Source organism: Bacillus sp. FSL M8-0256 (assembly GCF_038005765.1).
Taxonomy (GTDB): domain Bacteria; phylum Bacillota; class Bacilli; order Bacillales; family Bacillaceae; genus Bacillus; species Bacillus safensis.
Genome location: NZ_JBBOTU010000001.1, coordinates 2358471 through 2372480, shown reverse-complemented (window position 1 = coordinate 2372480; position 14010 = coordinate 2358471). Strand labels below are relative to the sequence as shown.

Annotated in this window: 17 protein-coding genes; all 17 read left to right on the top strand. The window is 42.6% G+C overall.

Annotated features, from left to right (window positions below):
* Nucleotides 1-10 precede the first annotated feature (10 nt).
* Nucleotides 11-217, top strand: coding sequence for a stage III sporulation protein AC (gene spoIIIAC / locus NSQ76_RS12100; RefSeq protein WP_003153142.1), 207 nt, complete (start codon nt 11-13; stop codon nt 215-217).
* Entirely contained in the window at nt 214-627 is a 414-nt protein-coding gene (spoIIIAD, locus tag NSQ76_RS12095; RefSeq protein ID WP_087978339.1) for a stage III sporulation protein AD, read from the top strand. Before spoIIIAC ends, spoIIIAD begins: the two co-directional genes overlap by 4 nt.
* A 19-nt stretch (nt 628-646) precedes the next feature.
* On the top strand, nt 647-1840 hold the full coding sequence (gene spoIIIAE / locus NSQ76_RS12090; protein WP_024422950.1) for a stage III sporulation protein AE: 1194 nt from the start codon (nt 647-649) through the stop codon (nt 1838-1840).
* A 14-nt stretch (nt 1841-1854) separates the two neighbouring features.
* The gene (gene spoIIIAF / locus NSQ76_RS12085) at nt 1855-2487 is read left to right on the top strand and encodes a stage III sporulation protein AF (RefSeq protein ID WP_135032090.1); all 633 of its coding nucleotides are present in this window, start codon (nt 1855-1857) and stop codon (nt 2485-2487) included.
* Entirely contained in the window at nt 2480-3151 is a 672-nt protein-coding gene (gene spoIIIAG, locus NSQ76_RS12080; protein WP_024428005.1) for a stage III sporulation protein AG, read from the top strand. The genes spoIIIAF and spoIIIAG overlap by 8 nt, the downstream gene beginning before the upstream one ends.
* A complete protein-coding gene (locus tag NSQ76_RS12075; RefSeq protein ID WP_268414028.1) occupies nt 3151-3771 on the top strand; it encodes a SpoIIIAH-like family protein in 621 nt (206 codons plus the stop codon). The genes spoIIIAG and NSQ76_RS12075 overlap by 1 nt, the downstream gene beginning before the upstream one ends.
* Before the next feature lie 194 nt (nt 3772-3965).
* On the top strand, nt 3966-4448 hold the full coding sequence (gene accB, locus NSQ76_RS12070; RefSeq protein ID WP_024428007.1) for an acetyl-CoA carboxylase biotin carboxyl carrier protein: 483 nt from the start codon (nt 3966-3968) through the stop codon (nt 4446-4448).
* Nucleotides 4449-4459: 11 nt separating this feature from the next.
* Nucleotides 4460-5809, top strand: a complete 1350-nt coding sequence (gene accC, locus NSQ76_RS12065) for an acetyl-CoA carboxylase biotin carboxylase subunit (protein ID WP_341054011.1) — start codon at nt 4460-4462, stop codon at nt 5807-5809.
* A gap of 25 nt (nt 5810-5834) precedes the next feature.
* On the top strand, nt 5835-6242 hold the full coding sequence (locus NSQ76_RS12060) for an Asp23/Gls24 family envelope stress response protein (RefSeq protein ID WP_024422944.1): 408 nt from the start codon (nt 5835-5837) through the stop codon (nt 6240-6242).
* Nucleotides 6243-6452: 210 nt separating this feature from the next.
* Nucleotides 6453-6848, top strand: coding sequence for a transcription antitermination factor NusB (gene nusB / locus NSQ76_RS12055; protein ID WP_012010530.1), 396 nt, complete (start codon nt 6453-6455; stop codon nt 6846-6848).
* Between the two features lie 11 nt (nt 6849-6859).
* Complete coding sequence (folD, locus tag NSQ76_RS12050; protein ID WP_024422943.1) at nt 6860-7711, top strand: bifunctional methylenetetrahydrofolate dehydrogenase/methenyltetrahydrofolate cyclohydrolase FolD; 852 nt, start codon at nt 6860-6862, stop codon at nt 7709-7711.
* A gap of 70 nt (nt 7712-7781) precedes the next feature.
* A complete protein-coding gene (xseA, locus tag NSQ76_RS12045; RefSeq protein WP_041106829.1) occupies nt 7782-9128 on the top strand; it encodes an exodeoxyribonuclease VII large subunit in 1347 nt (448 codons plus the stop codon).
* Nucleotides 9125-9385 (top strand): exodeoxyribonuclease VII small subunit, encoded by a 261-nt coding sequence (locus tag NSQ76_RS12040; RefSeq protein WP_003215880.1) that lies wholly within the window; start codon nt 9125-9127, stop codon nt 9383-9385. The genes xseA and NSQ76_RS12040 overlap by 4 nt, the downstream gene beginning before the upstream one ends.
* Nucleotides 9369-10265, top strand: coding sequence for a polyprenyl synthetase family protein (locus tag NSQ76_RS12035; RefSeq protein ID WP_445661668.1), 897 nt, complete (start codon nt 9369-9371; stop codon nt 10263-10265). Before NSQ76_RS12040 ends, NSQ76_RS12035 begins: the two co-directional genes overlap by 17 nt.
* A 150-nt stretch (nt 10266-10415) precedes the next feature.
* Nucleotides 10416-12317 carry a 1-deoxy-D-xylulose-5-phosphate synthase gene (dxs, locus tag NSQ76_RS12030; protein ID WP_024428010.1) on the top strand — a complete coding sequence of 634 codons (1902 nt, stop codon included), beginning with the start codon at nt 10416-10418 and terminating at the stop codon, nt 12315-12317.
* The gene (locus NSQ76_RS12025) at nt 12314-13168 is read left to right on the top strand and encodes a TlyA family RNA methyltransferase (RefSeq protein ID WP_025092991.1); all 855 of its coding nucleotides are present in this window, start codon (nt 12314-12316) and stop codon (nt 13166-13168) included. Before dxs ends, NSQ76_RS12025 begins: the two co-directional genes overlap by 4 nt.
* A 369-nt stretch (nt 13169-13537) precedes the next feature.
* The gene (gene ahrC, locus NSQ76_RS12020) at nt 13538-13987 is read left to right on the top strand and encodes a transcriptional regulator AhrC/ArgR (protein WP_024422938.1); all 450 of its coding nucleotides are present in this window, start codon (nt 13538-13540) and stop codon (nt 13985-13987) included.
* The last annotated feature ends 23 nt before the right edge of the window (nt 13988-14010 follow it).

Below are 14010 nucleotides of genomic sequence, written 5' to 3'. Positions count from 1 at the left end.
AGTCGAGAGCATGGGCGTTGATGTAAACGTCATTTTTCAAATTGCCGGAGTAGGCATCGTCGTGGCCTTTCTCCATACGATTTTAGACCAAATGGGGAAGAAAGAGTACGCTCAGTGGGTGACGCTGCTTGGGTTTATCTACATTTTGTTTATGGTGGCAACCATTGTAGACGATTTGTTTAAAAAGATTAAAGCCGTATTTCTATTTCAAGGATAGGGGAGGGCTTACAAATCGAAATCATACAAATTGTTGGACTTGGTTTAATCGCTACTTTTTTAGCATTAATCGTCAAAGAACAAAAGCCAACCTTCGCCTTTATGCTTGTTGTTTTTACCGGATGTGTCATTTTTCTTTATTTAATTGATCAAATCTATGCCATTATCTCGATGATTGAAAAAATTGCAGCAAGTGCCGGCGTCAATATGAAGTATGTTGAAACCATATTGAAGATTATTGGCATTGCCTATATTGCGGAATTTGGCGCTCAGCTGACGAAGGATGCTGGACAAGGCGCCATTGCATCCAAAATAGAGCTAGGCGGCAAGATTCTCATCTTGGTGATGGCAGTCCCGATTTTAACAGTCATCATTGAGACGATCTTAGGAATGATCCCGTCCATGACGTAAATGAAAAGAGGTGATGACAATGAAACGGGTGACCGCTGTAATGGGATTGATGCTTTTCTTTTGGCTGATTGCTCCGCATGCAGGGGCAGAAGAAAAAGAACCTTTATCTAATGAACAGCCAGCAGCACAGGAAGTGGCGAATGGACAGGCTGATGCACTTGAGCTTCATTCCATCAGTGACTTTTGGGAAACCATTTTGGACGAGTATGGCGGCTTTTTGCCAGAAAGCCAAAAGGGCACAGTGAAGGAAATGATTGACGGCGATAAAGAGCTGTCTCCCCAAACATGGCTGAAAGCCTTTGTACATTATCTGTTTCACGAGGTCATTGCAAACGGAAAGCTTCTAGGTACTCTGATTTTACTCACCATCTTTTGTTCGCTTTTGCAGCTTTTACAAAATGCCTTTGAACAAAGCACCGTCAGCAAAGTCGCATATGCTCTTGTTTATATGGTGCTGATTATTATTGCACTTAACAGCTTTCATGTGGCGATTTCCTATGCTACAGAAGCCATTCAAACGATGACCAGTTTTATTCTTGCTCTTATTCCTCTTTTACTAGCGCTTATTGCTTCATCAGGCGGGCTTGTCTCAGCCGGATTCTTTCATCCCGTTATTATATTTTTAATGAACACGAGCGGTGTTTTCATTCAGTATGTCGTTCTCCCGCTCATCTTTTTATCTGCAATATTGAGCATTATCAGTACGCTGACCGAACAATACAAGGTCACCCAGCTTGCCCAGCTGTTAAGAAATGTGGCAATTGGCGGGCTTGCCGTTTTTTTAACCGTTTTTCTCGGCGTCATTTCCGTTCAGGGTGCATCTGCGGCCGTTACGGATGGAATCGCTCTTCGTACAGCCAAATTCATTACCGGAAACTTCATCCCTGTCCTAGGCAGAATGTTTACAGATGCGACCGATACCGTGATCAGCGCCTCTGTTTTACTCAAAAATACAGTCGGACTAGTTGGGGTCGCCATTTTGATTTCAATTGCCGCTTTCCCGGCGATTAAAGTGCTTTCGTTAGCCCTTATCTATAAGCTTGCTGCTGCCATCCTTCAGCCGTTAGGGGGCGGACCCATCATCAGCTGTCTTGATGTCATTTCAAAAAGTGTGCTGTATATATTTGCCGCACTTGCTGTTGTGTCGCTCATGTTCTTTTTAAGCATTACCGTCATCATCACTGCTGGTAACCTGACCATGATGATGAAGTAAGGAGGGGACACCTTTTGAGTTTTCTCACGGAATGGATCACAAGTATTATTCTTTTTATCTTATTTGCGATTGTTATTGATCTTCTGCTTCCCAATTCGAGCATGCAAAAGTATGCAAAAATGGTCGTCAGCCTGCTGCTAATCGTGGTGATGCTCAATCCGATTTTTGCTTTATTTCGAGCTGATCCTGATCAAATTTTTTCAGAATTGATGAAAGGGAAGGAAGAAGCGCAGTCAGAAGAAATAAAAAATCAGATGAATTTAGAAAAAAAAGAAATACAAGCCTCTCAGCGTGCATATATTTTAAAGCAAATGGCTGTCCAACTAGAAAAAAGCGCAAAGGAGCCACTGGAGAAGGAGAGCTATGTAATGAAACACGTAGAAGTGCTGGCTGATGAGGAGCATCTGGATCAGAATATGGAGGCGGATCAATTTCGCATCAAAGCAGTTCTTTCCCCGCTCACAGGTGATTCTGTAGAAACGGTGGCAAAGGTGGACATTGATCTCTCCAAGCAAAAGGAGGAAAGCGCTGGATCTTCTAGCAAAGAGATCACGAGGGTGAAAGAGACACTTGCTGATGTTTGGAATACGAGTCCTGAGCACATCGCGCTGAACATTGAGGGAGGTGACGCAGCAGATCATGAATAACAAGGACTGGAAACAAAAGCTGAAATCATTCTTCCAGCCGCCTGAAAAAGGTGAAGGGAAACCCAAATTAACGAAGCACCATTACTTGCTGCTTGTATTCATTATCGGCGTATCTTTCATGTTAGTCAGTCAAATCTTGTCACCGCCATCAAGCAAACAACAAGCTGCGGTTCCTGCTTCTAAAAAAACATCCTCAGAAGAGCAGGAGGTATTCAAACCGGCATCCTCAGGTAAACCAAAAAATTCAATTGAGGATGTGGAGCAAGAATACGAAAATCAGCTGAAAGAAATTTTAGAGACCATCATCGGCGTTGAGGATGTATCCATTGTGGTCAATGTAGATGCAACGTCTTTAAAAGTGTTTGAAAAAAACAAATCCAATAAAAGTACAACGACCGAGGAAACAGATAAAGAAGGCGGCGTACGAAGTGTCACTGATCAAACAAAAGAAGAAGAAGTCGTCATCATCAAAAATGGCAATGAAGAAACACCAGTCGTTGTTCAAACGAAAAAACCAGAAATCCGAGGTGTCCTCGTTGTTGCTCAAGGAGTAGACAACGTTCAAATAAAGAAAACCATCATTGAAGCGGTTACACGAGTGCTTGATGTACCGAGCCATAGAGTGGCTGTTGCCCCTAAAAAAATCAAGGAGGATTCGGAATGATGTTAAAAAAACAAACGGTTTGGCTATTAACGATGCTAAGTTTAGTTGTCGTATTAAGTGTGTACTATATCATGTCTCCACAGGGTGAAAATGCAGTGACAGTAGAAGATACGAAATCAAAAGGCACTGAAGAGAAAAAAGTTGAAACAGAAAAAGGGACGGACAAAGGCGCTGATAAGAAATCCACTGACAAAGAAACAAACGGCAAACAAGAGGATATCGAAACAAGCGGTGAAGAAGGAAAGGCTGTGTCAGAGCAAACAGACGATGAGCTTTTTACAACATACAGACTAGAGCTTGAAGATAAACGAAGCAAGCAGCGCGAAGAATACAACGAAATTGTCTCCAGTGACGATGCAACAGCACAAGAAAAAAGTGAAGCATACGATCAAATGACAGCGCTCAGTGAAGCAGAAGGAACTGAGCGTCAGCTTGAGACATTGATCAAAACAAAAGGCTATAAAGATGCGCTCGTAAGTGCTGAAGGGGATAAAGTGAGCATCACGGTTCGTTCTGATAAAAAATCAAAATCTCAAGCGGCCGATATTATTGATATGGTCACAAAAGAAATGAGAGGTCTTGATAACGTAGCTGTCACTTTTGAGCCCACTAATCAATAAAAATGAACTGGCGCCCTTTGCGGAAAAGGGCGTTTTTTGATGCGGCTTGACGCCCTCTCCAAGGTGCTTACGCGAGGCGCTTCACCACAATAGTAGTTGAATTCATCGAAATCCTCCTGTAAGATGGTTATAGTATGTACTTTTAGTACTAGCCTATAATAAAAAGATAAATCCATACATAGGGGTGCAAATCCATGTTAAAAATCGAAGAAATTCATGAACTGATTAAATTAATTGATGACTCTACTATCGATGAGTTTACGTACGAAAACGAAGGTGCAAAAATCAAACTGAAGAAAAATAAAGAAGTCGTTCAGCAAGTTGCGGCACAAGCACCAGTGGCTCCTGTCCAAGCAGCTCCAGCTCAACAAGCTCCTAAAGCACAAGCTCCAGCTCAGACCGAAGCCCCTGCACAAGAGGCAGCTGCGTCTGAAAATCTGCATAAAATCACATCCCCAATGGTTGGCACATTTTATGCTTCCTCTTCACCAGAAGCAGATCCATACGTGACAACAGGTTCCAAGGTCAAGGAAAACACTGTTGTGTGTATCGTGGAAGCGATGAAACTGTTTAATGAAATCGAAGCAGAAGTAAAAGGTGAAATCGTCGAAGTATTAGCTGAAAACGGTCAGCTTGTAGAATTCGGACAACCCCTCTTTCTAGTGAAAGCAGAGTAAGGAGTACGATCATGATTAAAAAGCTATTAATTGCAAACAGAGGAGAAATCGCAGTTAGAATTATCCGCGCTTGTAAAGAGCTTGGAATTGAAACTGTTGCGGTATTTTCTGAAGCGGATCGCGATGCGCTGCATGTACAAATGGCTGATGAAGCATATTGCATCGGACCGACTGCTTCTAAAGATAGTTATTTAAATGTCACGAATATTGTCAGCGTAGCAAAATTAACAGGGACAGATGCCATCCATCCAGGATACGGCTTTTTAGCAGAAAATGCAGACTTTGCAGAGCTTTGCGAGGAATGTAATGTAATCTTTGTTGGACCAACTGCGTCAGCGATTTCCAAAATGGGAACGAAAGATGTCGCGCGAGAAACAATGAAGAATGCAGGCGTTCCGATCGTCCCTGGTTCTCAAGGAATTGTAAAAGATCTTGATGATGCTGTTTCAACAGCAGCTAGTATTGGGTATCCTGTGATTATTAAAGCAACTGCAGGCGGAGGCGGTAAAGGGATCCGTGTGGCTCGTACAGAAGAAGAGCTTATTAACGGAGTCACCATCACGCAGCAGGAAGCGGCGCAAAACTTTGGGAACCCTGGTGTCTATTTAGAAAAGTTCATTGAAGACTTTAGACATGTGGAAATTCAAGTGCTTGCAGATCAGCATGGCAATACGATTCATTTAGGAGAGCGTGATTGCTCGATCCAAAGAAGAATGCAAAAGCTTCTTGAAGAAACGCCATCACCAGCACTAAATGCAGACATTCGTGAGCAAATGGGTGAAGCAGCTGTAAAAGCAGCAGAAGCTGTTGAATACACAGGTGCTGGAACAGTCGAATTCATTTATGATTATAATGAAGAGAAGTTCTACTTCATGGAAATGAATACTCGTATTCAAGTAGAGCATCCTGTGACAGAAATGGTCACAGGTGTAGACTTGATCAAAGAACAGATCAAGGTTGAATCAGGTGAGAAGCTTTCTCTTACACAAGAGGATGTCGTATATGAAGGCTGGGCGATCGAATGCCGCATCAATGCAGAGAACCCAGAGAAAAACTTCATGCCTTCAGCTGGTGAAATTAAAATGTATCTTCCGCCAGGCGGTTTAGGTGTACGTGTTGATTCTGCCGCTTATCCGGGCTATGTGATTCCGCCATATTATGACAGCATGATTGCAAAAGTGATCACATATGGTAAGACAAGAGAAGAAGCGATTGCGAAAATGAAACGTGCGCTTCAAGAATTCGTCATTGAAGGAGTCTACACAACGATTCCATTCCACCTTAGATTGCTCGAGCATGAAACATTTGTGAGCGGTAACTTTAATACGAAGTTTTTAGAAACATACCAAATCATGAAATAATCACAGCTTTCGGAGGTGAATGATCGTGTCAGAAAACAATTTGCTTGAAATGAACCTTGATGAGGATCAATTGGGAAAAGTGCAAATTGCACCAGAAGTGATTGAAGTCATTGCTGGGATCGCCGCTTCAGAAGTCGAAGGCATTGCCGAAATGCGCGGCAATTTCGCTGCTGATGTAGCAGAACGCTTTGGTAAGAAAAATCACCGTAAAGGTGTAAAAGTAGATGTCTCTGATGAAGGCATCACAATCGATGTGTATTGTGTGGTTGAATTTGGCCTATCCATTCCAAAGGTATCCACTGCTGTACAAGAAAATATCCGTCAAACCCTTTTGAACATGACTGCCTTAACGATTAATGAAATTAACATTCATGTCGTTGGCATTCAATTTGAAACAAAAGCACCTGAGGCTGAAGTAGATCAAGAAATGTAAAATAAGGTTCAAGTGAAACCAAGGAGGCATTGCCTCTTTGGTTTTTTAAAGCCCATTTTTGAGTAATTTCCGAATATTGATAACGTGACGCGTGGATTGATTCGTTTTTCGTCACAGCTCGCATGGATCTTGGTGCGACCACGGTCAAAATATGTTATGATCTCAGTATGGCTTAACGACAAGCGGATAAAGTGGTTAAAGGAGTAAATAATGAAAAGAAGAACTGCAAGAGAAAAGGCGCTACAAACATTATTTCAAATTGATGTGAGCAATATTGATCCGAAAGAGGCCATTACACATGCGCTGGATGAACAAGAATCAGATCCTTTTTTCGAGGAACTGGTTTTCGGTGTGCTTGAACAAAAGGACAAGCTTGATGACATGATCTCGCAGCATCTAGTGAATTGGAAACTCGATCGTATTGCAAACGTAGACAGAGCCATTTTAAGGCTGTCTGTGTACGAGATGGTGTATCAAGAAGACATCCCAGTTAGTGTCTCAATGAATGAAGCGATTGAACTCGCCAAATTATTCGGCGATGATAAAGCACCGAAATTTGTAAATGGTGTACTTTCGAACATTAAAAACGACCTAAAGCAGCAATAGGAGGATTCGACATGACAGCAACAATCATCGATGGGAAAGAAACAGCAAAAGAAAAACGTGAACAATTAGCAAAAGAAGTAGAAGAGCTAAAACAAAAAGGAGTCACACCTGGTCTTGCCGTTATTCTAATCGGTGATGATCCGGCTTCACTTTCTTACGTACGCGGGAAGAAAAAAGCAGCAGAAGCAATGGGCATGCACTTTCAGCTTGATCATTTAGATGCTTCTTTAACAGAAGAAGAATTGCTTCAGCTGATTGATCAGTACAATGCGAACGATCAATTCCACGGGATTCTTGTTCAACTTCCACTGCCAAAACATATTTCTGAAAAAGCCGTCATTGAACGTATTTCACCTGAGAAAGATGTAGATGGTTTCCATCCATTAAATATCGGGAAAATGCTGCTTGGAGAAGATACATTCCTACCTTGTACACCAGCAGGCATTGTTGAATTACTGAATAAAACGGGTGTCAGTCTTTCTGGAAAAGAAGTGGTTGTTGTAGGGCGCAGCAATATTGTCGGCAAACCAGTGGGACAATTGCTGTTAAACGAAAATGCAACGGTTACTTACTGCCATTCAAGAACGGCGAATATTTCAGAACATACGTTAAAAGCGGACATTTTAGTTGTTGCCGTCGGTCGAGCAAACTTTATAAAAGCTGACCAAATCAAAGAAGGCGCAATTGTCATCGATGTAGGAGTCAATAGATTGGATACTGGGAAGCTTGTTGGGGATGTTGATTTTGAAGAAGCGAAAGAAAAAGCTTCTTACATCACACCAGTCCCTGGCGGAGTCGGTCCAATGACGATTACGATGCTTGCACATAATACGGTTAAATCAGCAAAACGTACATTAGCATAAGCTTTATCCATTCATCCACCTGCATGCTGCCGGTGGATGAATGTGCGTTTTTGAAGAGGAGGAATACGTCATGAGTGAAAAAGCCTTTGTGACGGTCACAGCCCTTACAAAATACATAAAAAGAAAATTTGATGTTGATCCGCATTTAGAAGATATTTGGATCAAAGGTGAGTTATCCAATGTGAAGATTCATTCAAGAGGTCATGTGTACTTCACCTTAAAAGACGAAAACGCACGCATGCAAGCCGTCATGTTCCAGCGTTCCGCAGCAAAGCTGCCTTTTTCACCAAAAAGCGGAATGAAAGTGTTTGTACGCGGCGGGATTCAAGTATATGAACCAAGCGGCAACTATCAATTATATGCAAAAGAAATGCAGCCTGATGGTGTTGGTGCTCTTCATCTAGCTTATGAAGAGCTGAAGAAAAAGCTGGCAAGTGAAGGCTTATTTGATGCGCGCTATAAAAAACCAATTCCTGAATATCCAGAGGTTGTTGGTGTCATTACATCCCCAACAGGAGCGGCTGTTCGAGATGTCATCACAACGATTAACCGGCGTTATCAGCAGGCGAAAATCATTGTGCTTCCGGCGCTTGTCCAAGGTGAAAATGCCATCCGTTCAATCGTAGAGCGGATCAAAGAAGCAAATGAAAAACAGATCTGTGATGTCTTGATTGTCGGAAGAGGAGGCGGTTCGATCGAAGAACTTTGGGCCTTTAATGAAGAAGCTGTCGCAAGAGCAATCTTCGCATCAGACATTCCAATCATTTCTGCAGTGGGGCATGAAACGGACTTTACGATCAGTGATTTCACTGCAGACATGAGAGCACCCACACCAACAGGAGCAGCCGAGCTCGCTGTTCCAAGCACAGCCGATTTAATAGAACGAATCAAATCCATCGACATTCGGCTTACAAGGGCCGTGAAGAATCGAACATCACAAGCGAAAGACCGTCTTGTGGCGCTGCAATCCTCTTATGCCTTCCGTTTTCCAAAACGATTGCAGGAGCAAAAAGAGCAGCAATTCGATTTGGTATTTGACCGTTTTCAAAAACAGCTGACGAGACAAATTGAACAAAAGCGCAGTCAACTAGACCGCCAGACATACAGGCTGAAGCCGCTTCATCCAAAAGAGCAGCTGCTTCAGGCGAAAAAACGCCATGCCAATGAAACAGAACAACTCATCCGCAGCATGAATGTGCAAATGAAAACAATTCATTCGCAGTTCCAATCTGTTCTTGGTAAACTAAATGCATTAAATCCACTTCAAGTGATGGAAAGAGGCTACAGTTTAGCCTATAAAGACGATGAACTGATTAAAAGTGTGAACCAAGTCGATACGAAGGATCAATTGGCTATCACCATGAAGGATGGACGTCTGATTTGTGAGGTTATTGAGAAGGAGGGGCAATCATCATGACAGAATCAAATAAACAAAAAGAAGAACAAATGACATTTGAAGAAGCGATGAAAGGTCTTGAGGAGATCGTTGGGAAGCTCGAAGAAGGAGATGTACCACTTGAGCAAGCCATTCATTATTTCCAAGAAGGCATGACACTTTCAAAGCTTTGCCATGAAAAATTACAGCACGTTGAAAAGCAGATGGATTTCATTTTAAAAGAGGACGGTGAACTGGCTCCTTTCTCGGTGAAGGAGGCAGATGCTGGTGACAAGTAATTTGCAGGATTTTTTAACAACACGAAAACAGGCCATTGAAGATTATTTATTTACATATGTTCAGGAATTGAAGATTCCAGAAGAACTAAAATCTTCGATGCTTTACTCTCTTGAAGCTGGAGGGAAAAGACTTCGCCCTGTTCTCGTTCTTGCTTTATTACATGCTTACGGAAAAAACGAAGAAGATGGCATACCGGTTGGCTGTGCTGTAGAAATGATTCATACGTATTCTTTGATACATGACGACCTTCCTTGCATGGACGATGATGACCTTCGCAGAGGAAAGCCGACTAACCATAAAGTATACGGGGAAGCAACAGCGGTTCTCGCTGGTGATGCACTTTTAACGGAAAGCTTTCGCCTCATTACATCGCAGCTATCTAGCAGCGTCACTTCTGACCAAAAGCTTAGAATCGTAGATGAGCTTGTGCGGTCAGCAGGTGCACTAGGAATGGTTGGCGGTCAATTTGATGACATGGAAGCAGAGCAAAAACAAGTCCCGCTTGCTGAACTAGAATCCATTCATGCCCGGAAAACAGGAAAGCTTCTCACATTCAGCGTCACAGCAGGTGCAATGCTGGCAGGAGCATCAGATGAGGATATCGAAAAACTAAGAGAATTCAGCTATCATATTGGCATTGCTTTTCAAATCCGTGATGACATTTTAGACCTCGAAGGAAGCGAAGAAAAAATAGGAAAACGAGTCGGCTCTGATACAGCGAATGAAAAGTCGACATATCCTTCTTTATTAACGCTTTCAGGAGCAAAAGAAAAGCTGCACGAGCACATCACACGTGCAAAAGAAATTGTCTCAAATCTTGAATTAGAGCAGCAATTGCTGCATGAGTTATGTGATCTGATCGCCTCAAGAGATCATTAAAAACAGCCTAGATTTGAGGGTCTTCGAGCAATTGTGGTAAACTGTAAACAGTTTATCATGATGAGACAACTCTTATTCCCGCTTGGTTTTCATAGGAATAAGGCATTATATATGTAGATAGAAATTTTGTTGAAAGCGAGTTGATCCTGATTGGATCTTTTATCAATAAAAAATCCAACGTTTCTAAAAGGAATGTCAAATGCAGAATTAGAGGAGCTTAGTGCTGACATTCGCATGTTTTTAATTGAGTCCTTGGCTAACTCTGGCGGGCATATCGGTCCAAACCTGGGTGTCGTTGAACTCACGGTTGCCCTTCATAAAGTATTTGACAGCCCGAAAGACAAATTCCTTTGGGATGTTGGACATCAGTCTTATGTTCACAAGCTGTTAACTGGAAGAGGGGCGGAGTTTGATACACTTCGTCAATATAAAGGACTTTGCGGTTTTCCTAAACGAAATGAAAGTGAGCATGATGTTTGGGAAACAGGCCACAGCTCAACGTCATTATCTGGCGCGATGGGTATGGCGGCGGCGCGGGATATTAAAGGGACAGATGAATATATCCTGCCGATTATCGGAGATGGTGCATTAACCGGAGGTATGGCGCTTGAAGCTCTGAATCATATCGGTGATGAAAAGAAAGACATGATCGTTATCTTAAACGATAATGAAATGAGTATTGCACCAAACGTCGGTGCAATTCACACCATGCTTGGCAGACTGCGCACAGCAGGCAAGTACCAATGGGTAAAGGACGAGCTCGAGTATTTATTTAAGCGGATCCCAGCTGTAGGCGGAAAGCTTGCTGCCACAGCAGAACGTATTAAAGACAGCCTCAAGTATTTACTAGTGTCTGGCATGTTCTTTGAGGAAATGGGATTCACTTACTTAGGTCCTGTTGATGGACATTCTTATGAAGATCTTTTTGAAAACCTTGAATATGCAAAGAAAACAAAAGGTCCTGTCCTGCTGCATGTCATCACGAAAAAAGGAAAAGGCTATCAGCCGGCAGAATCCGATAAAATCGGGACTTGGCACGGCACAGGTCCATACAAAATTGATACAGGTGATTTTGTAAAACCAGCAGCTGCTGCACCGTCATGGAGTGGTCTTGTCAGTGAAACAGTCAGAAAGCTTGCGCGGAAAGATGAGCGAATTGTGGCCATCACGCCTGCGATGCCTGTTGGCTCAAAACTTGAAGGCTTTGCAAAGGAATTTCCAGAGCGAATGTTTGATGTAGGAATTGCTGAGCAGCATGCAGCCACAATGGCAGCTGGGCTTGCGACGCAGGATATGAAGCCATTTTTAGCGATCTATTCAACATTCCTGCAAAGAGCTTATGATCAAGTGCTGCATGATATTTGCCGCCAAAACCTCAATGTTTTTATCGGAATTGACCGTGCGGGTCTTGTCGGTGCAGATGGAGAAACGCATCAAGGTGTGTTTGATATTGCCTTCATGCGTCATATGCCGAATATGGTGCTCATGATGCCGAAGGATGAAAATGAAGGCCAGCACATGGTCAATACAGCCATTCAGTATGATGACGGTCCTATTGCCATGCGTTTCCCACGCGGAAATGGTCTTGGCGTGAAAATGGATGAACAGCTGAAAACCATTCCGATTGGGTCCTGGGAGGTTCTTCGTCCAGGGAAGGATGCCGTCATCTTAACATTCGGAACGACGATTAAAATGGCGCTGCAAGCAGCTGAGGAACTTCAAAAAGAAGGGAAATCAATTCGTGTCGTCAACGCTCGGTTTATTAAGCCGCTTGATGAAGCGATGCTACATGACATTCTTTCTGAAGGGATTCCGATTTTAACGATTGAAGAAGCTGTGCTTCAAGGCGGGTTTGGCAGCAGCGTGTTAGAATATTTACACGACAAGAAAGCATCACATATCAAAGTAGAACGTATGGGTATCCCAGATCAATTTATTGAGCATGGAAGTGTTGATGCCCTGCTTGAAGAAATTGGACTGACGAAAGCACAGGTTGCTGAGACTTTACGTGACCTGCTTCCAGCAGCACCAAGAAAAGGAATTGGATCATGACATCAAAGAAAGAACGACTTGACGTTTTATTAGTCGAACAAGGACTAATGGAAACAAGAGAGAAAGCAAAGCGTGCCATCATGGCAGGGATCGTTTACTCAAATGAAACCCGTTTGGATAAACCAGGCGAGAAAATTGCTCGTGATACCCCGCTTACAGTGAAGGGGAACCCTCTCAAATACGTAAGCCGCGGCGGGTTAAAGCTTGAAAAAGCGCTTAAAGAATTTGATCTGACAGTTGAAGGGAAATTGCTGATTGATATTGGCTCATCAACAGGCGGATTTACAGATTGTGCTCTTCAAAATGGAGCAGTCAAATCATATGCTGTAGACGTTGGCTACAATCAGCTTGCGTGGAAATTAAGGCAGGATGACAGGGTCATCGTCATGGAGCGCACCAATTTCCGCCATTCCGTTCCAGCTGATTTTACTGAAGGATTGCCAGAAGTGGCATCGATTGATGTATCTTTTATCTCACTCAAACTCATTCTGCCGGCTTTAAAGCATATTCTTGTTCCGGGTGGTGACTGTATTGCGCTCGTCAAGCCTCAATTTGAAGCAGGCAGAGAGCTTGTTGGGAAAAAAGGCATCGTGCGTGAGCCGTCTGTCCACCTTGGTGTACTAGAAGAGATGAATCAATTTGCTGCAAAAGAAGGCTATGATGTAAAGGATGTATCATTTTCGCCTATCACTGGTGGAGATGGAAATATTGAATTTCTGCTTCATTTAGTGCTTCATCCTGATCAAGAAGAAAATGCGGCACTTCCTGCTTCAGAACTTGAGAAGGTCGTCAAGGAAGCCCATTCCGTATTGAAAGAAAAGAAAAACAGCCCTGAGCCGGCTGACACATGAAATCATTGAAACAAAAGGAATAATAGCTCGCTATTATTCCTTTTCAGATTGTTGACAAAGGGTTAAAATGATCTTTATTTTAGCCCTTTGTCTTCTTTTCAGCGTGATAGAAAACCTTTGAAGTCTAGGAAGTTCAGCTACTTTTGCGGAGCGAATTTGACATTCGTGAGCACCAGCGCGCAGGACTGACACCGAATGCGAGGGTTTGTCTACACGCTGAAAGGAATAATAGCTCGCTATTATTCCTTTTTACATGGTCAAAAGACAAGAATTGGCCGTATCTCACGTAATGCTTGTTTTTTGAAGTGTGCATCATATAACATAGAACGTAAAGACAAACTGAGAATGAAACGCCTAGGGGGGTCAAATATGAATAAAGGTCAAAGGCATATTAAAATAAGAGAAATCATTGCAAGCCAAGAAATTGAAACACAAGATGAATTGGTCGATATTTTGAAAGCCGATGGATATAACATCACACAAGCGACCGTTTCTAGGGATATTAAAGAGTTGCATTTAGTGAAAGTTCCGACGAACAATGGAACATATAAATACAGTCTTCCTGCAGATCAGCGGTTTAACCCGCTGTCAAAGCTGAAGCGATCCCTAATGGATGCATTTATTAAAATGGATGCTGCCAGTCATTTAATTGTTCTGAAAACAATGCCGGGTAATGCTCAGGCGATTGGTGCTTTAATGGATAATTTAGATTGGGAAGAAATTATGGGAACGATTTGCGGGGATGATACGATTTTAATCATTTGCCGCACCCCAGATGATACAGAGACAGTTTCGAGCAAAATTTTAGAGCTTCTATAAAGAATCAGGTTTACTAAAAGAGG